General features: G+C 71.2%; 17 protein-coding genes and 1 riboswitch. Of the genes, 7 read left to right on the top strand and 10 right to left on the bottom strand.

Annotated features, from left to right (window positions below):
* Window positions 1-78 precede the first annotated feature (78 nt).
* A complete protein-coding gene (locus ACZ6ZP_RS32935; protein ID WP_383820052.1) occupies window positions 79-1,338 on the top strand; it encodes a D-alanyl-D-alanine carboxypeptidase family protein in 1,260 nt (419 codons plus the stop codon).
* Here ACZ6ZP_RS32935 and ACZ6ZP_RS32930 read toward each other — a convergent pair.
* Genes ACZ6ZP_RS32930 through ACZ6ZP_RS32915 form a run of 4 tightly spaced genes read right to left on the bottom strand, consistent with a single transcriptional unit; the run spans window position 1,286 to window position 4,191 of the window.
* A complete protein-coding gene (locus ACZ6ZP_RS32930; protein ID WP_469409446.1) occupies window positions 1,286-2,293 on the bottom strand; it encodes a YihY/virulence factor BrkB family protein in 1,008 nt (335 codons plus the stop codon). The genes ACZ6ZP_RS32935 and ACZ6ZP_RS32930 overlap by 53 nt on opposite strands.
* Window positions 2,281-2,709, bottom strand: a complete 429-nt coding sequence (locus ACZ6ZP_RS32925; RefSeq protein ID WP_351172870.1) for a GtrA family protein — start codon at window positions 2,707-2,709, stop codon at window positions 2,281-2,283. The genes ACZ6ZP_RS32930 and ACZ6ZP_RS32925 overlap by 13 nt, the downstream gene beginning before the upstream one ends.
* A 26-nt stretch (window positions 2,710-2,735) precedes the next feature.
* On the bottom strand, window positions 2,736-3,677 hold the full coding sequence (locus ACZ6ZP_RS32920; protein ID WP_469409445.1) for a decaprenyl-phosphate phosphoribosyltransferase: 942 nt from the start codon (window positions 3,675-3,677) through the stop codon (window positions 2,736-2,738).
* The gene (locus ACZ6ZP_RS32915; protein WP_351172785.1) at window positions 3,670-4,191 is read right to left on the bottom strand and encodes a phosphatase PAP2 family protein; all 522 of its coding nucleotides are present in this window, start codon (window positions 4,189-4,191) and stop codon (window positions 3,670-3,672) included. The genes ACZ6ZP_RS32920 and ACZ6ZP_RS32915 overlap by 8 nt, the downstream gene beginning before the upstream one ends.
* A gap of 165 nt (window positions 4,192-4,356) precedes the next feature.
* Here ACZ6ZP_RS32915 and ACZ6ZP_RS32910 point away from each other — a divergent pair, with 165 nt between their 5' ends.
* The gene (locus ACZ6ZP_RS32910; RefSeq protein ID WP_351172782.1) at window positions 4,357-5,748 is read left to right on the top strand and encodes an FAD-binding oxidoreductase; all 1,392 of its coding nucleotides are present in this window, start codon (window positions 4,357-4,359) and stop codon (window positions 5,746-5,748) included.
* 20 nt (window positions 5,749-5,768) lie between these two features.
* Window positions 5,769-6,524, top strand: a complete 756-nt coding sequence (locus ACZ6ZP_RS32905) for a decaprenylphospho-beta-D-erythro-pentofuranosid-2-ulose 2-reductase (protein WP_351172779.1) — start codon at window positions 5,769-5,771, stop codon at window positions 6,522-6,524.
* A gap of 86 nt (window positions 6,525-6,610) precedes the next feature.
* On the opposite strand, the gene ACZ6ZP_RS32900 is transcribed toward ACZ6ZP_RS32905, so the two are convergent.
* Both ACZ6ZP_RS32900 and trpS read right to left on the bottom strand, forming a co-directional pair.
* Window positions 6,611-7,198, bottom strand: a complete 588-nt coding sequence (locus tag ACZ6ZP_RS32900) for a 2'-5' RNA ligase family protein (protein WP_351172776.1) — start codon at window positions 7,196-7,198, stop codon at window positions 6,611-6,613.
* A gap of 73 nt (window positions 7,199-7,271) precedes the next feature.
* Window positions 7,272-8,285, bottom strand: a complete 1,014-nt coding sequence (gene trpS / locus ACZ6ZP_RS32895) for a tryptophan--tRNA ligase (RefSeq protein WP_351172773.1) — start codon at window positions 8,283-8,285, stop codon at window positions 7,272-7,274.
* A gap of 136 nt (window positions 8,286-8,421) precedes the next feature.
* On the opposite strand from trpS, the gene ACZ6ZP_RS32890 reads away from it, so the two are divergent.
* The 3 genes from ACZ6ZP_RS32890 to ACZ6ZP_RS32880 all read left to right on the top strand — a co-directional run bounded on the left by ACZ6ZP_RS32890 (window position 8,422) and on the right by ACZ6ZP_RS32880 (window position 10,729).
* A complete protein-coding gene (locus tag ACZ6ZP_RS32890) occupies window positions 8,422-9,048 on the top strand; it encodes an RNA polymerase sigma factor (protein WP_383820062.1) in 627 nt (208 codons plus the stop codon).
* A complete protein-coding gene (locus ACZ6ZP_RS32885) occupies window positions 9,041-9,910 on the top strand; it encodes a hypothetical protein (protein WP_469409444.1) in 870 nt (289 codons plus the stop codon). Before ACZ6ZP_RS32890 ends, ACZ6ZP_RS32885 begins: the two co-directional genes overlap by 8 nt.
* Before the next feature lie 72 nt (window positions 9,911-9,982).
* Entirely contained in the window at window positions 9,983-10,729 is a 747-nt protein-coding gene (locus tag ACZ6ZP_RS32880) for a hypothetical protein (protein WP_469409443.1), read from the top strand.
* 106 nt (window positions 10,730-10,835) lie between these two features.
* On the opposite strand, the gene ACZ6ZP_RS32875 is transcribed toward ACZ6ZP_RS32880, so the two are convergent.
* Window positions 10,836-12,182 carry a serine hydroxymethyltransferase gene (locus tag ACZ6ZP_RS32875; protein ID WP_469409442.1) on the bottom strand — a complete coding sequence of 449 codons (1,347 nt, stop codon included), beginning with the start codon at window positions 12,180-12,182 and terminating at the stop codon, window positions 10,836-10,838.
* Between the two features lie 40 nt (window positions 12,183-12,222).
* Window positions 12,223-12,313, bottom strand: a riboswitch (ZMP/ZTP riboswitch).
* A gap of 111 nt (window positions 12,314-12,424) precedes the next feature.
* On the opposite strand from ACZ6ZP_RS32875, the gene rocD reads away from it, so the two are divergent.
* A complete protein-coding gene (gene rocD, locus ACZ6ZP_RS32870) occupies window positions 12,425-13,627 on the top strand; it encodes an ornithine--oxo-acid transaminase (RefSeq protein ID WP_469409441.1) in 1,203 nt (400 codons plus the stop codon).
* 86 nt (window positions 13,628-13,713) lie between these two features.
* Here rocD and ACZ6ZP_RS32865 read toward each other — a convergent pair whose 3' ends face one another.
* The 3 genes from ACZ6ZP_RS32865 to ACZ6ZP_RS32855 all read right to left on the bottom strand — a co-directional run bounded on the left by ACZ6ZP_RS32865 (window position 13,714) and on the right by ACZ6ZP_RS32855 (window position 16,286).
* A complete protein-coding gene (locus tag ACZ6ZP_RS32865; protein ID WP_351172758.1) occupies window positions 13,714-14,499 on the bottom strand; it encodes an SAM-dependent methyltransferase in 786 nt (261 codons plus the stop codon).
* 80 nt (window positions 14,500-14,579) lie between these two features.
* A complete protein-coding gene (locus tag ACZ6ZP_RS32860; RefSeq protein WP_351172755.1) occupies window positions 14,580-15,785 on the bottom strand; it encodes a glutathionylspermidine synthase family protein in 1,206 nt (401 codons plus the stop codon).
* Between the two features lie 63 nt (window positions 15,786-15,848).
* Window positions 15,849-16,286, bottom strand: a complete 438-nt coding sequence (locus ACZ6ZP_RS32855) for a hypothetical protein (RefSeq protein ID WP_351172752.1) — start codon at window positions 16,284-16,286, stop codon at window positions 15,849-15,851.
* Between the last annotated feature and the right edge of the window lie 93 nt (window positions 16,287-16,379).

Genomic DNA, 16,379 nt, shown 5'->3' with positions numbered 1-16,379 from the left:
CCCGCGCCGTCCGAGGCGCCCGCGACACTGTCCACCTCGGCGGCGACTTCCACAGCGGCGCCCTGTACGTTCTCGTCCGTGCCTGCCGTAAAAAAGACCGCCTTGTTGGTCGCTTCCGCCGCATTGCTGACCATGTCGACCACAGCTCCCGCATGGGCGGACGGCAAGCCGGGGGGCGAGAAGAAGCCCAAGCCGCCCGCGTCGATGTCGACCGTCGGCGGCGCCAGGCTCGGCGAGCCGGGCACCCAGGTCAGCCTGAAGTCGGGCGCGCCCGTGCTCCCCAAGGATCTTTCCGCGCGCTCCTGGATGGTCTCCGACGCCGAGACGGGCGAGGTGCTCGCCTCGCACAACTCGCACTGGCGGCTGCCCCCGGCGAGCACCCTGAAGATGCTCTTCGCGGACACGGTCCTGCCGAAGTTCCCCAAGACGCAGGAGCACAAGGTCGAGCTCTCCGACCTGGCGGGCATCGGCGCGGGCAGCAGCATGGTCGGCGTCAAGGAGAACGAGACGTACTCGGTCCACGACCTGTGGCTCGGCGTCTTCCTGCGCTCGGGCAACGACGCGGTGCACGTCCTTTCGGCGATGAACGGCGGCGTCCCGCAGACCGTCAAGGACATGCAGTCGCACGCCGAGGAGCTCCAGGCGCTGGACACACACGTGGTCAGCCCGGACGGCTACGACGAGAAGGGGCAGGTCTCCTCCGCGTACGACCTGACGCTGTTCGCCCGCTCCGGGCTTCAGAAGAAGGACTTCCGCGAGTACTGCTCGACGGCCACCGCCAAGTTCCCCGGCGAGACCAAGAAGGTCACGAAGGGCAAGGACAAGGGCAAGAAGAAGCGCGAGTCCTTCGAGATCCAGAACACCAACCGACTCCTTACGGGGGACGTCGGTCTCGATGCCTACAAGGGCATCGCGGGCGTCAAGAACGGCAGCACCACGAACGCGGGCAACACCTTCACCGGTGTCGCCGAGCGCGACGGCAAGGTGCTGCTCGTCACCGTCATGAACCCCGACTCCGGGGAGCAGCACGCGGTCTACAAGGAGACCGAACGCCTCCTGGACTGGGGCTTCAAGGCCTCGGGCAAGGTCGAGCCGGTGGGTGAACTGGTCGCCCCGAAGGGTGCCGGTACGGGCAGTGGCAAGGGCGCTCCCGGCGCCGGCAAGAGCGGGTCGGACTCGGCCAAGAACGTGGCGCACGCCTCCGACAAGGAGTCGGGCGGCGTCGGGGTGGCGCTCGGGGTCGCGGGCGGCGTCCTGGCGCTCATCGCCGCCGGCTGGTTCGTGATCAGCCGCCGGATGCCGCTGCCGGACCTGGCGCGGCGGAAGAACCGCCGCTGACGTCTCCGGGCGCAGTCCTCGGTTGCACCTCTGCCCCTTCCCGTGCCCCTTCCCGTGCCCCGTCCCGTGCCCCTTCCCGTGCTTCTTCCTGTTCTTCTTCCGTACGTCGCTGCTTCCGCGTCGCCGTCCAGGCGGCGCAGAACAGCAGGAGCTTCGCGGTGAAGTTGATCCACAGGAGGAGCGCGACGGGCACTCCGAAGGCGCCGTACATGTTCTTCGCGGCGACGCCCTTCATGTAGCCGCCGAGCAGCAGCTTGAGCAGCTCGAAGCCTGCCGCGCCGATCAGGCCGGCGGTGATCAGGTGGCGGCGGGGCGGCTGGACGCCCGGCAGCAGTGTCAGGACGTAGAGCAGCAGCAGGAAGTCCGCGAGGACGGCGATGGCGAACGCGATCGCCTGCAGCAGCACCCCGCCCCAGCCGTCCTTGGAGACCCCGAGGAGGTCGGCGCTCCAGCCGACGGCGGTCGAGGCGAGGGTCGAGGCGACGACGGACGCGAGCCCCGCGCCACCGAGCCCGATGAGCACCCCGGCGTCCTTGATCTTGCGCATGACGGGGTTCTCGTCGGTGTCCTCCAGCTCCCAGACGGCCCGCAGGCACTCCCTTATCGAGCCGACCCAGCCGATGCCGGTGAAGAGCAGCAGGGCGCCCGCGACGAGGCCGATGGTGCCCGCGTTGGCGACCAGGGCGTCCAGGTTCAGCTGGTCGGAGATGCCGGGGACCTGCTTCGAGAGGGTGTCCTCGAGCTTGTCCTGCTGGCTCTTGGAGAGCGTCGCCGCGGCGACCGCGGCGGCCACGGTGATCAGTGGGAAGAGCGCCAGGAAGCTGATGAACGTCATCGCGGCCGCGAGACGGGTCCAGTGCACACTGTCGAGCCGCTCGTACGCGCTCCACGCGTGCGTGCGCATCAGACGCTCCACCAGGGGCCCGATGCCGGGGAGCTTTTTCAGCCAGTCCATGATGCCTCCCTGCCCGTTGTGCGGAAGACCAAGGTCCGAGTACCCCAGAAACGCAGAACAGTGGCGAGTGCCATACCGACTCCCGCCCCGGAGACGGTGTCCGCGCGCTGCGAGGTCAGGCCGAGGCCGTAGTGGGACACCGCGATGCAGAGCAACTGCACCAGGGCGCCCGCGATGTTGACGGCGAAGAAGATCCCGTACTGGCGAAGGCGCGAGACCTCGGACGACGCCGCGCGTCGCCGGTAGGTGCCGAGCGCGTTGCCCGCGTAGGCGACCGTGCAGCCGGCCACGAAGGACAGCGCCTTGGCGGTCAGCGGGTCGAGACCGACGGGGCCGCGCAGCCAGATGAAGAGGCCGAGGTCGACGGCGTAGGCACAGATCCCGGCGGCGGCGAAGCCGAGCAGTTCGGGGCCCATGGCCCGCAGCCGCTCCCTGAGGGGGCTCACCAGTCGGCGACCGCGAGGCCGTACATCGCGATCCACACCAGGCCGATGACGGCGAGCGCCCGGTCGCGCAGGACGACGTCCTCGGGCTCGCCCGCGGTGCCCCGGTCGGCGAAGACGGCGTACCGCAGGACCGCGAGGACGAAGGCGGCCATCGACAGCTGCCGCCAGGGCAGCAGGCCGTTGCCGGTGCCGCCGCTCTCCATGGCCCACAGGCAGTACGCGAGGACGGCGACGCCCGCGGCAAGCTGCCAGACGAAGCGGAGATAGCCGGTGGTGTATTCGGTGAGCAACGCGCGCGTGGCGCCCGCTTTCCCGGACATCTGGACGGCTTCGGAGTAGCGCTTGGCGGAGACCATGAAGAGCGCGCCGAAGCCCGTGGTGATCAGGAACCAGCGGGAGAGCGGGATGTCCAGGGCCACTCCCCCGATCATCGCTCGCATCAGGAAGCCGGTGGTGACGACGGCGAGATCGACGACGAGGACGTGCTTGAGGCTGACGCAGTAGGCCAGTTGCATCACTACGTAGGCAGCGAGCAGCCCGGCCGTCAGGGGCGTGCAGAGCGCGGCGGCGGCCAGCGGCGCGAGCACGGCGAGCAGCCCGCCCACGGCGTACGCGACCGGCACCGGCACCTGCCCCGCGGCAACCGGCCTGCGGCACTTGGTGGGGTGCGCGCGGTCGGCGTCGGCGTCGCGCGCGTCGTTGATGAGGTAGACGGCGGACGCGGCGGCCGTGAACAGCGCGAACACCACGGCGAGTTGGATCAGCGAGTGGCGCGCGAAGAGTTCACCGGCGGCGGCGGGGGCCGCGACGACCAGGACGTTCTTCACCCACTGGCGGGGGCGCGCGGTCTTCAGGAGGCCGAGCGGCAGGGTGAGGGCGCTCGGTCCCGACGGGCGGGGCGGCTGGGGGCGTTCGAGCAGGGCGGTGCGGTCAGCCATGCTTGCGGCCTCCGTTCATCCAGGCGGAGCCCACGCGCGCGGTGAGGGCGCCGAGGGCCGCGCCTGCCGCCACGTCGCTCGGGTAGTGGACGCCGACGACCATCCGCGAGACACACATCGCGGCGGCGAGCGGCGGGACGACGCGGGCTCCCAGGGGGCTCAGCGCGCCGTACGCGACGGTGGCCGCGGCGGCCGAAGTGGCGTGCGAACTGGGGAATGAGTGCCGTCCCGCGGTCCTGACGAGGGGCTCCACGCCCGTGTCGCCGCCGGGGCGTGGACGCCGTACGACCCGTTTGACGCCCATGCTGACCACGTGGGCCGCCGCGGTCAGCGCCGTGCCGCGCAGCCAGGCGCCGCGCCGCTCGCGGTCGACCGCGGCGCCCGCGAGCCCCACGACGAGCCAGAGGGCGCCGTGCTCGCCGGTCCAGGACAGCGCCCGTGCGGCGGTGGCCACGCGCGCGTCGGAGCCGCAGTCGCGCAGGGCCGACAGCAGCCGGTGGTCCATGTCGTGCATGTGGCCTCCTTCTCCGGGGACTTCAGGACCTGACCTCTGGACTCTTCTAGGCAACCTCTCAATATTTACGGCAATATAGGACGACACTCCATCAATCACCCATTTCGGTGAGAGCTCGTACTAATTAGGGCAAACTGCCCTTGCCCGGACGATACGGTCACACCCATGCCTGCCGACTCCGCTCCGCCCGCCGCCCCCGCGCCCGCGACGACGTCCGAGGCCGTGTCCGTGTCGGGCTGGGGGCGCACCGCACCCTCCACCGCCCGCCTGATCCGCCCCCGTTCGCCCGAGGAGGCCGTGGCCGCCCTCCAGGCCTGCGGGGAGCGTGGAGGCATCGCCAGGGGCCTTGGAAGGGCCTATGGGGACGCCGCGCAGAACGCGGGCGGCTCGGTCCTCGACATGACCGGCATGGACCGCGTGCACGCCATCGACGCGGACGCGGGCACCGTCCTGTGCGACGCCGGGGTCTCCCTGCACCGCCTGATGGAAGTCCTGCTCCCGCTCGGCTGGTTCGTGCCGGTCACCCCCGGGACCCGCTACGTGACCGTCGGCGGGGCGATCGGCGCGGACATCCACGGCAAGAACCACCACGGGTCCGGCTCGTTCTCGCGCCACGTGATGGCGGTGGAACTGCTCACCGCCGACGGCGAGGTGCGCGCGGTCGAGCGCGGCAGCGCCCTGTTCGACGCGACGGCCGGCGGCATGGGCCTGACCGGCGTGATCCTCGCCGCGACCCTGCAACTGCAACCGGTCGAGACGTCGTTGATGACGGTGGACACCGAGCGCGCCACCGACCTGGACGACCTGATGGCCCGCCTCACCGCCACCGACCACCGCTACCGCTACTCGGTGGCCTGGATCGACCTCCTGGCGCGCGGTGCGTCGATGGGGCGCTCGGTCCTCACCCGCGGCGACCACGCTCCCCTGGACGCCCTCCCGGCACGCGCGCGCAGAACCCCGTTGGCGTTCCGCCCCGGCCAGCTGCCGTCCGCCCCACGCTTCCTGCCCGAAGGGCTGCTGGGCCGGAAGTCGGTGGGCCTCTTCAATGAGCTCTGGTACCGAAAGGCGCCCCGCTCCCGCGTGGGCGAGCTCCAGAAGATGTCGACGTTCTTCCACCCTCTGGACGGCGTCCCGCACTGGAACCGCGTGTACGGCCGCGGCGGGTTCGTGCAGTACCAATTCGTCGTCGGGTACGGCCAGGAGGAGTCCCTGCGGCGCATCGTGCGGCGCATCTCGGACCGCGGCTGCCCGTCCTTCCTCGCCGTACTGAAGCGCTTCGGAGAGGGCGATCCGGGCTGGCTCTCCTTCCCGATGCCCGGCTGGACCCTCGCCCTGGACATCCCGGCGAACCTGCCGGGCCTGGGCGCCTTCCTCGACGAGCTCGACGAGGAGGTCGCCGCGTCCGACGGCCGCGTCTACCTGGCCAAGGACTCCCGCCTGCGGCCCGAGATGCTCGCCGCGATGTATCCGCGGCTCGACGATTTCCGCGCGCTGCGGGCGGAAATCGACCCGCGCGGCCTGTTCCGCTCGGACCTCTCGCGCCGCCTCGCCCTCTAGCACCTCCAGGAGTTGGTCCCATGAAGGACGCCTTCGGCACCCCCCAGTCCCTGCTCGTACTCGGCGGCACCTCCGAGATCGGCCTGGCCACGGCCCGCCGTCTGGTCGCGCGGCGCACCCGTACGGTGTGGCTCGCCGGGCGGCCGTCCCCGGACCTGGAGAAGGCCGCCGCGGGCCTGCGCGACGTGGGTGCGGACGTGCGCACCGTCGCCTTCGACGCGCTCGACTCCGAGTCCCACGAGGCCACGCTCGGCAAGATCTTCGCCGAGGGCGACATCGACATGGTGCTGCTGGCCTTCGGCATCCTCGGCGACCAGGCACGCGACGAGGACGAGCCGCTGTCGGCGGTGCGGGTCGCGCAGACGAACTACACCGGCGCGGTCTCGGCGGGCCTGGTGTGCGCGCGCTCGCTGCAGGCCCAGGGGCACGGTTCCCTGGTGGTGCTCTCGTCGGTCGCGGGCGAGCGTGCCCGCCGCTCGAACTTCATCTACGGGTCCAGCAAGGCCGGCCTCGACGCCTTCGCCCAGGGCCTGGGCGACGCGCTGCACGGCACGGGCGTGCACGTGATGGTCGTGCGCCCCGGCTTCGTACGCTCCAAGATGACGGCGGGCCTGGAGGAGGCCCCGATGGCGACCACTCCGGAGGCGGTGGCGCTGGCCATCGAGACGGGCCTTCGGCGGCGCTCGGAGACCGTGTGGGTGCCCGGCGCGCTACGGGTGGTCATGTCGGCGCTGCGTCACGTGCCCCGGACGGTCTTCCGTCGGCTTCCGGTGTGAGGCCGCCCCTTCGGGGACGGCGGCTTCCGGTGTGAGGCTTCGGAGGCGGCGGCTTCCGGTGTGAGGCTTCGGGGGCGGCGCTCAGGTCAGCGGGCGGGCAGCGTGCCGTGCGTGGCCGGGGCCGCCGCCTGCGGAGGGACCAAAGGGCCGCCCCCGCCGAAGGCGAACTCACGCAGCTTGCGCCACACTCCGTCGGCGCCCTGCTCGTAGAGCGCGAAGCCGGTGCAGGGCCACTCGGCCTCGTACTCCGAAAGCTCTGCGTAGGCCCGGTCCATGGCCTCTTCGGAGATGCCGTGCGCCACCGTGACGTGCGGGTGGTACGGGAACTGCAGCTCGCGCGCCATGGGCCCCGAGGCGTCCCGCACCCGCTCCTGCAACCAGCCGCAGGCCGAGCCGCCCGCCACCACCTGGACGAAGACCACGGGCGACAGCGGACGGAACGTACCCGTACCGGAGAGCCGCATCGGGAAGGGGCGCCCGGCGGCCGCGACGGCCCCCAGGTGCGCCTCGACCGCGGGCAGCGCCGAGGCGTCCACCTCGGTCGGCGGCAGCAGCGTGACGTGGGTGGGGATGCCGTGCGCCGCGGGGTCCCCGAAGCCCGCGCGCCGCTCCTGGAGCAGGCTGCCGTGAGGCTCCGGGACCGCGATCGACACACCGATCGTTACGGTCCCCACGTCGTACTCCTGTCGGTCGGGTGGCGGGCAGAGGGCGCTGTTGTACCTGGCGTGGTGCAGGGGGCTGTGTGGCTCAGTGCTTGGCGGGCAGCAGGCCCACCTTGTCGTACGCCTGGGCGAGGGTCTCCGCGGCGACGGCGCGCGCCTTCTCCGCACCCTTGGCCAGGATCGAGTCGAGCGTCTCCGGGTCGTCCAGGTAGGCCTGGGTGCGGTCCCGGAAGGGAGTCACGAAGTCGACCATGACCTCGGCGAGGTCGGTCTTCAGCGCACCGTAGCCCTTGCCGGAGTACTTCTGCTCCAGTTCCGGGATACCGATACCGGTGAGCGTCGAGTAGATGCTGAGCAGGTTGCTGACACCCGGCTTTTCCGCGGTGTCGTAACGCACGACCGTGTCGGTGTCGGTGACCGCGCTCTTGACCTTCTTGGCGGTGGCCTTGGGCTCGTCGAGGAGGTTGATCAGGCCCTTCGGCGTGGACGCCGACTTGCTCATCTTGATCGACGGGTCCTGGAGATCGAAGATCTTCGCCGTCTCCTTGAGGATGTACGCCGCCGGGACGGTGAACGTCTCGCCGAAGCGGCCGTTGAAGCGCTCCGCGAGGTCGCGGGTCAGCTCGATGTGCTGGCGCTGGTCCTCGCCGACCGGGACCTGATGGGCCTGGTAGAGCAGGATGTCCGCGACCTGCAGGACCGGGTACGTGAAGAGGCCCACGGAGGCGCGGTCGGCACCCTGCTTGGCCGCCTTGTCCTTGAACTGCGTCATGCGCGAGGCCTCGCCGAAGCCGGTGAGGCAGTTCATGACCCAGCCGAGCTGTGCGTGCTCGGGGACGTGGCTCTGGACGAAGAGCGTGCAGCGCTCCGGGTCGAGCCCGGCGGCAAGCAGCTGGGCGGCGGCGAGCCGGGTGTTGGCGCGCAGCTCGGCCGGGTCCTGCGGGATCGTGATCGCGTGCAGGTCCACCACCATGTAGAAGGCGTCGTGGGACTCCTGCAGCGCCACCCACTGGCGGACCGCGCCGAGGTAGTTGCCGAGGTGGAACGAGCCCGCGGTGGGCTGGATTCCGGAGAGCACGCGAGGACGATCAGAGGCCATGAGGCTCATTCTCTCAGGTGTCTCTCATTGCTCGGAAACAGACGTGTGACGGGTGTGCCGCGATCTTGTCCTGGCGCGGGTCGATCCGGTCGTCGCACATGCGGAACCGATCGCGTCCGGCCGGTGTATCAAGAGTGTGAGGGCACAGGGGGAGGTCCTGGAGGGGGGCCGCGTCGTCGACGAGGGTGCGGTGATCGCGCGTGTGCGCGCCGGGGAGCCGGAGGCGTACGCGGAGTTGGTGCGCGCTTTCACCGGGATCGCACTCAGGGCGGCCGTGGCACTCGGGGCGGGATCGGACGCGGAAGACGTGGTGCAGCAGGCCTTCTTCAAGGCGTACTGCTCCTTGGGGCGGTTCAGGGACGGCTCGGCGTTCAAGCCGTGGCTGCTGTCGATCGTCGCCAATGAGACGAGGAACACAGTCCGTTCGGCGGTGCGGCAGCGGTCGCTCGTCGGGCGCGAGGCGGCGCTCACGGAGGCGGAGCCGCTGATACCGGAATCGGCGGACCCGGCGGTGGCGGCGCTTCAGGACGAGCGCCGGACGGCCCTGCTCGCCGCGCTCGACCGGCTGAGCGAGGAGCACCGCCTGGTCGTCACGTACCGCTATCTCCTGGAGATGGAGGAGGCGGAGACGGCCGAGGCGCTGGGCTGGCCGCGGGGCACGGTCAAGTCCCGGCTGAACCGCGCGCTGCGGAAGCTGGGGCGGCTGCTGCCGCAAGGGCCGGAAGGACCGGTAGGACCGGGGGGAGGTGACGGGCGTGAGTGAGCGGGGCGACGGCCAGGACAGGCGGGACAGGGACGGCGCCGAGCAGGCCGGACGCGGCGGCGCCCGTCCGCTTCCCGAGGAGCTGCGGGCGCTCGGCCGGTCCCTGGACCCGCCCGGGGCCGGCGGCGCGTCGATGGCCGAGCGGGTCATCGCGCAGATCATCGCGGAGTCGGTCCCGGTGCCGGTCCCGGTGGGCGATCCGCCGGAGCGCCTGTCCCGGCTGCGGTCGTGGCTGCGGGCGCGGTGGCGGGTCCTGACGGCGGCACTGTGCGGGCTCCTGACGGCCGCGGTGCTCACGCCGCCGGTGCGGGCCGCGGTCTTCGAGTGGTTCGACTTCGGCGGGGTCGAGGTGCGGTACGACCCTTCGGCGCCCTCGCCGAGCGAGGCCGGGGTGCCCGGGTGCGGCGGCGGGGTGAGCCTGTCCGAGGCCGAGCGGCGGGCCGGCTTCGTGCCCGCGGTGCCGGCCGCGCTCGGCGCGCCGGATGCCGTGGCGGTGACGCGGGAGCCGGGGGCGCGCGTCCTGGTCACCCTGTGCTGGCACGACGAGGGCCGGACGATACGGCTCGACGAGTTCGACGCCCGCCTCGACCTCGGCTTCGGCAAGACGGTGACGGAGCGTCCCGACTGGGTGCAGGTCGGCCGGGAGACGGGGCTGTGGTTCCCGCGCCCGCATCGGCTCACGTTCTGGATGGTGGAGGGCGACGGCGACCGGTGGACGCGCTCCGAGCGGACGGCCGGGCCGACGCTGCTGTGGACACACGGGCGGGAGCTGACGCTGCGGCTGGAGGGCGTGGCGTCCAAGGAGCGGGCGCTGGAGATCGGGAAGTCGCTTCCGGCTCGTTCCGGCGAAGAGGGAACCTGAACGGCTCGGGCGGTGTACCAGAAGTGAGGCGGTGCGGACGGGTCGTGCCGGGGAGCGGCTGGGGGATCGGACATGCGGATGCGTACGGCAAGGGGAATGTGCGGGTCGGCGGCGGGGCTCGCGGCCGGGCTTGCGCTGGTCGTGATGGGGGCGCCGCAGGCGGTGGCGGGCGGACCGACGAGCGTCCTCGTGGTCTCGCCGGAGAGCGGGCAGAGCACGGCGCTCTATGTGAGCGACAAGGAGTACGGCGAGCTGGAGCGCTGTCTCGGCGACATCGGCGAGGGCCGGCGCGAGCAGCCACCGGGTCTCGACATGAGTGCCGGAAGCCGTCAGATCAATGTGACGTGGATGGCCCACGACGTGAGTCCGTGGCGGGTGGACCGGGCCTATCCGATGGCGTCCGGCTCCAAGGAGGGCAAGGAGGGCAAGGACGCCACGGGTGCCAAGAGCGCCAAGGACGCCGAGACCGTGTGGATCCACACGACGACGGACGTGGAGTCCATGACCGGCTCGTGGCACAAGGCGAAGGACCCGGCCCGCCTGACGGCACTGTTCAAGAAGCTGGGGGTCATGGGCGCTCCGGCAGCCGGGGGCAATCAGGCGACAGCCCCCGAGACGGATGCGGCCCCACCGCCGACGACCGCCTCGGCACGGGCGGATGGCATACCGGGCGACGGCGGCACGGGCTGGTGGTGGGCGATACCGGGCGCCGCGGCGGGAGCCGCGGGAGCGCTGCTGCTGCGGGGGCCCTTCCTCGCCTCGCTGCGCGGGCGGCGGCTCCATGAGGACGGCCCGCGGCAGGAGTTGCGGGACGTGTGAGGGGGCGCAGGGGCGCTGCCGCCCCCGGCCGGTGAGGTGGCCGACCTGGGGCGGCTGTGCGGACCAGCGATCAGAACGGTCAGACCGGTCAGACCGGTCAGGCAAGTCAGTGCGCCGGCAGGCCCGGGGCCGGGTGGGCGGCCATCAGGTCGGCGACCTCGGAGCGGATCTTCGTCAGGGCGTCCTCGTCACCGGCACGGGCCGCGGCGACGCCTCGGTCGATCCAGTCGGCGACGGTCGGCATGTGCTGCGTTCCGAGACCGCGGGAGGTGAGCGAGGGGGTGCCGATGCGGACGCCGGAGGGGTCGAACGGCTTCCTCGGGTCGTACGGCACGGTGTTGTAGTTCACGACGATCCCGGCCCGGTCCAGGGCCTTGGCGGCGACCTTGCCCGGGACGTCCTTGGGGGTGAGGTCCATCAGGATCAGGTGGTTGTCGGTGCCGCCGGAGACCAGGTCGAAGCCGCGGGCGAGCAGTGCTTCGGCGAGGGCCTGGGCGTTGGCGACGACCGCGTGGGCGTAGTCGCGGAAGGAGGGCTGCGACGCCTCGTGCAGGGCGACGGCGATGGCCGCGGTGGTCTGGTTGTGCGGGCCGCCCTGCAGTCCGGGGAAGACCGCCTTATCGATGGCCTTGGCGTGCTCCTCGCGGGACATCAGCATCGCGCCGCGCGGGCCGCGCAGGGTCTTGTGGGTGGTCGTGGAGATCACGTCGGCGTGCGGCACCGGTGAGGGGTGGGCGCCGCCCGCGATCAGGCCGGCGATGTGCGCGATGTCGGCGACGAGGACGGCCCCCGCCTCGTGGGCGATCTCGGCGAAGGCGGCGAAGTCGATGGTGCGAGGGAGGGCGGTGCCACCGCAGAAGATCAGCTTGGGGCGTTCCTTGAGGGCGAGGTCGCGCACCTCGGCGAAGTCGATGCGGCCCGTGTCGTGGCGGACGCCGTACTGGACGCCGCGGAACCACTTGCCAGTGGCGGAGACGCCCCAGCCGTGGGTGAGGTGGCCGCCCATGGGGAGGGCCATGCCCATCACGGTGTCACCGGGCTCGGCGAAGGCGAGGTAGACGGCGAGGTTGGCCGGGGAGCCGGAGTACGGCTGGACGTTGGCGTGCTCGACGCCGAAGACGGACTTGGCGCGGGCGACGGCCAGGCGTTCGACGGGGTCGATGTTCTGCTGACCCTCGTAGTAGCGGCGGCCCGGGTAGCCCTCGCTGTACTTGTTCTGGAGGACCGTGCCGGAGGCTTCGAGGACGGCGGTGGAGACGTAGTTCTCGCTGGGGATCAGCCGCAGGGTGTCGGCCTGGAGCTGCTCCTCGGCGCCGACGAGAGCCGAGAGCTCGGGGTCCTGCGCGGCGAGCGCGGGGTGGCTGAGGGTGTTCGGAAGCTGCGCGGAATCCGCGGAAGCGGAACGTGAGGAAGCGGAATCCGCGGCGAGGTTCGAGGAAGGGGAGTGAGTCATGGCGTCCTCCGGGGCGAGCGGTGAGTTTCCGGTCGTGGTCCCGGGGTGCCCAGGCGGGCGGCACCTCGAAGGTTCTGCCTCGCACGGCTCCCTCGGGGTCCGTTCCCCGTGCGCCAGTCGCCGTGCTGTAGAGAGCAGCCTAGCGGGCACGCCGGGTCGGCAGGTTTCCTCGTCCACGATCCGAGCGACGATAGAACTTGGGCGCCACACCCGCCCCATGCCGCAGGACGAACGGAGACCCCGTGTCGACTACCGAAAAGTTCATCACCTCGGCCGAAGCGCACAGCGCGCACAACTACCACCCGCTGCCCATCGTGGTCGCGTCGGCGGAGGGTGCCTGGATGACAGACGTCGAGGGGCGCCGCTACCTCGACATGCTCGCCGGCTACTCGGCGCTGAACTTCGGGCACGGCAACCGCCGCCTGATCGACGCCGCCAAGGAGCAGCTGGAGCGGGTGACGCTCACCTCGCGGGCCTTCCACCACGACCGGTTCGCCGACTTCTGTACGCGGCTCGCGGAGCTGTGCGGCAAGGAGATGGTGCTGCCGATGAACACCGGTGCGGAGGCGGTGGAGACCGCCGTGAAGGCCGCCAGGAAGTGGGGGTATCAGGTCAAGGGCGTGCCCGACGGGCGGGCGAAGATCGTCGTCGCGCGCGACAACTTCCATGGGCGGACCACGACCATCGTCAGCTTCTCGACGGACCCCGAGGCCCGCGCGGACTACGGCCCGTACACCCCGGGCTTCGAGATCGTGCCGTACGGCGATCTGACCGCGATGCGGGAAGCGGTCACGGAGAACACCGTGGCCGTGCTCCTCGAGCCGATCCAGGGCGAGGCCGGGGTCCTGGTGCCGCCGGCCGGCTATCTCGCGGGCGTCCGGGAGTTGACGCGGGAGCGGAACGTCCTCTTCATGGCGGACGAGATCCAGTCGGGGCTCGGCAGGACGGGCAGGACGTTCGCGTGCGAGCACGAGGGCGTGGTGCCGGACGTGTACATCCTGGGCAAGGCGCTCGGCGGGGGTGTCGTGCCGGTGTCCGCGGTGGTGGCGGACGCGGATGTGCTGGGGGTGTTCAAGCCGGGTGAGCACGGCTCGACGTTCGGCGGCAATCCGCTGGCGTGCGCGGTGGCGCTGGAGGTCGTGGCCATGCTGAGCTCGGGCGAGTTCCAGCAGCGGGCCACCGAGCTGGGCGAGCATCTGCACTCCGAGCTGGGGCTGCTCGCCGGCACGGGCGCGGTGACGCAGGTGCGGGGCCGCGGGCTGTGGGCGGGCGTCGACATCGAGCCGTCGCACGGCACGGGCCGCGAGATCTCCGAGAAGCTGATGGACCGGGGGGTGCTGGTCAAGGACACCCATGGGTCGACGATCCGGATCGCCCCGCCGCTGGTGATCAGCAAGGAGGACCTGGACTGGGGGCTTGATCAACTGCGGGCCGTGCTGGCCTAGTTCCGGGGAGGCGGGCCCCGTACCGCCTCCGCGGCCCGTGCCTCAGCGGCCCGTGCCTCAGCGGCTCCGGTCTCAGCAGCCCGGACTCAACGCTTGAGGCCCACTCCGCCGAACATGGCCACGTCCTCGACGCCGACCGTCGACTCCGCACGCCAGCGGTTGCACGACACCACACCGGGGTCGAGGAGCTCCAGGCCCTCGAAGAACTCGGCGACGCGCTCGGGTGTGCGCTGCGTGAGCTTGGGCGTGCCGTTCTCGTTCCAGAACGCCACCGCCTCGTCCACGTCGGGCATCGCCGGGCTGGTGATCGTGTGCGAGAGGACCAGGTGGCTGCCGGCCGGCAGCGCGTCGAGCAGACGGCGCACGATGCCGTACGCCTCGGAGTCGTCCTCGATGAAGATGACGACTCCGAGCAGGATCAGCGCGACCGGCTGGTCGAAGTCCAGGGTCTTGGCGGCGTGTTCGAGGATCGCGTCGACGTTGCGCAGGTCCTCGTCGAGGTAGTCGGTCTTGCCCTCGGGGGTGCTGGTCAGCAGGGCGCGCGCGTGGGTGAGGACCAGCGGGTCGTTGTCCACGTAGACGACGCGGGACTCGGGGGCGAGCCGCTGGGCGACCTCGTGGGTGTTGTCGGCGGTCGGCAGACCGGTGCCGATGTCGAGGAACTGCCGGATGCCGCACTCGGTGACGAGGTGGCGCACGGCCCGCCCGAGGAACTGCCGGTCGGCGAGCGCGTACGCGCCGATGCCGGGGTGCAGGGTGCGGATCTGGTCCCCGGCGGCCTGGTCGACGGGGTAGTTGTCCTTGCCGCCGAGCCAGTAGTTCCAGATCCGGGCCGTGTGAGGCTGCGTGGTGTTGATCCTGCTGTCGGCCATGTTCGGTTCGCCTCCGGGTGCGTCATCGCGATCAACCGGCAGCGTACTCGGGGAAATTGGCGGAGCCCGCGGGTCCGGCCTCAGAGAATCACGTGCGGCAGGAACCTCGCGTACTCGTCCGTGATCAGACCCGCCGACTCCCGGATGCCGAGCCCCGCCGCCTCGTCCTCGACGACCCACGCACCGAGCACCACACGGTTGCCGTCGAAGTCGGGCAGGGGTGCCAACTCCTGGTAGCAGCACGCCTCCGCACGCACGGAGGAGGAGGACTGGGCGTCGCCCGGCGGGTGGATCGTGACTCCGGCGCCTTCGCGGCCGAGGAGCGGCTTGGCGACGTAGCCGGGACCGGAGGCGAGGGCCAGCTCACGGGGGCCGTCCAGGTAGGCGGGGAGCAGGTTCGGGTGGCCGGGATACAGCTCCCACAACACCGCAAGCAGCGCCTTGTTGGAGAGGAGCATCTTCCAGGCCGGCTCGATCCACAGGGTGGAGCCGGTACCGCCGCCGTTGTCGAGAGTCTCCAGGACGTGCGGGGCGAAGCGGTCGGTGGTCAGCCACTCCCACGGATAGAGCTTGAAGCAGCTGCGGATGAAGCCGAGCTTCTTGTCGACGAAGCGCCGCGAGAGACGGTCCCAGCCGATGTCCTCCATGGAGATCGCCTCGGTGTCCAGACCCGCCTGCTGCGCGGTCTCGCGCAGATACGCGACCGTCATCAGATCCTCGCCGAGCTCGTCGCCCGCGGAGTGCGCGAAGTACAGCGGGCCGCCGGGCGGGAGCAGTGGGGCCTGCTTCTTCCAGGCGTCGACGAGGCGTTCGTGCAGGGAGTTCCACTGGTCGGCGCCGGGGAAGCACTCCTCCATCCAGAACCACTGGGGGCTCGCGGCCTCGACCAGGGAGGTGGGGGTGTCCGCGTTGTACTCCAGCATCTTGGCCGGGCGCCCGTCCGTGCCGTCGTAGTGGAGGTCGAACCGCCCGTAGAGGGAGGGGAGTTCGGAGCGTCGGTGCCAGGCCTCGGTGACCGCTTCGGCCACTCGGGGGTCCGTGATGCCGAGGTCGGCGAGGCGGTCGTGCTTGACGATGTGCCCGGCTGCCGCGAGGCACATCGCGTGCAGCTCCTCGACGACCTCTTCGAGGGCTTCGACCTCGGGCAGGGAGAAGACGTAGCAGGCGGACTCGTCCCAGTAGGGGCGCAGCGAGTCGTCGGGGTAGCGGGTGAGGGGGTAGATGAGCCCCTGGTCCTCGACGGTCTGCTGCCAGCCGGGGCGCGGGGTGAGGGTGCGGCGTTCCATGATGCGGGTCTCGGTCTCGGTCTCGGTCTCGGTCTCGGCTCTCGTGGCTCGCTCGTATCCGGCTCAGCCGCCGCCGCTGCCCGAGCAGCCGAAGCCGTCGCGGTCGACGGCCTCGCTGCGGCTGAAGGTGCCGTAGTCGGCGTAGCGGCCGTCGACGTCGGCGTCGTAGTACCAGTCGGGGTCCATGCGACGACCGGACTTGCCGGTGCCCGCACCCGCACCCGTACCCGCACCCGTGCCCGTCCCGTAGGAACTGCCGCCGGTCTTGCCCCCCTTGCCGTACGAGGAGGAGGAACCGGAGGAAGAACCACTCTTGCAGTTCTTGTCGGCGACGATCTTGTAGCCGCTGAAGGCGTCGTAGCTGTCGCGGTCCACGCACCGCTTGTCCGGCTCCGAGCCGCACGAGGTCAGGGCCGCCGCGAGGACGCCCATCCCGCCGAGCACGACCGTGCTGGACCGCAGCTTCCGCCGCGGGGTGCCCTTTTCCTTCTCCGCTGCCATCGGCTGCGTCACTCCCCCGTTGTCGTACATGTGTCAAGACGCGATCGGCGGCCAGCCTAGGTATGCGTCCCTGTGCCATGCCAATCGGCTCAG

It is taken from the genome of Streptomyces sp. NPDC054047 (assembly GCF_055585065.1).
This window is presented reverse-complemented; position numbering and strand designations above follow the sequence as displayed.

Excerpts from the sequence above, each read along its gene's own strand:
- ACZ6ZP_RS32930 (WP_469409446.1), bottom strand. The coding sequence starts at position 2,293 with ATGGACTGGCTGAAAAAGCTCCCCGGCATCGGGCCCCTGGTGGAGCGT.
- ACZ6ZP_RS32925 (WP_351172870.1), bottom strand. The coding sequence starts at position 2,709 with ATGGGCCCCGAACTGCTCGGCTTCGCCGCCGCCGGGATCTGTGCCTAC.
- ACZ6ZP_RS32920 (WP_469409445.1), bottom strand. The coding sequence starts at position 3,677 with ATGGCTGACCGCACCGCCCTGCTCGAACGCCCCCAGCCGCCCCGCCCG.
- ACZ6ZP_RS32915 (WP_351172785.1), bottom strand. The coding sequence starts at position 4,191 with ATGCACGACATGGACCACCGGCTGCTGTCGGCCCTGCGCGACTGCGGC.
- ACZ6ZP_RS32910 (WP_351172782.1), top strand. The coding sequence starts at position 4,357 with ATGCCTGCCGACTCCGCTCCGCCCGCCGCCCCCGCGCCCGCGACGACG.
- ACZ6ZP_RS32905 (WP_351172779.1), top strand. The coding sequence starts at position 5,769 with ATGAAGGACGCCTTCGGCACCCCCCAGTCCCTGCTCGTACTCGGCGGC.
- trpS (WP_351172773.1), bottom strand. The coding sequence starts at position 8,285 with ATGGCCTCTGATCGTCCTCGCGTGCTCTCCGGAATCCAGCCCACCGCG.
- ACZ6ZP_RS32880 (WP_469409443.1), top strand. The coding sequence starts at position 9,983 with ATGCGGATGCGTACGGCAAGGGGAATGTGCGGGTCGGCGGCGGGGCTC.
- ACZ6ZP_RS32875 (WP_469409442.1), bottom strand. The coding sequence starts at position 12,182 with ATGACTCACTCCCCTTCCTCGAACCTCGCCGCGGATTCCGCTTCCTCA.
- ACZ6ZP_RS32865 (WP_351172758.1), bottom strand. The coding sequence starts at position 14,499 with ATGGCCGACAGCAGGATCAACACCACGCAGCCTCACACGGCCCGGATC.
- ACZ6ZP_RS32860 (WP_351172755.1), bottom strand. The coding sequence starts at position 15,785 with ATGGAACGCCGCACCCTCACCCCGCGCCCCGGCTGGCAGCAGACCGTC.
- ACZ6ZP_RS32855 (WP_351172752.1), bottom strand. The coding sequence starts at position 16,286 with ATGGCAGCGGAGAAGGAAAAGGGCACCCCGCGGCGGAAGCTGCGGTCC.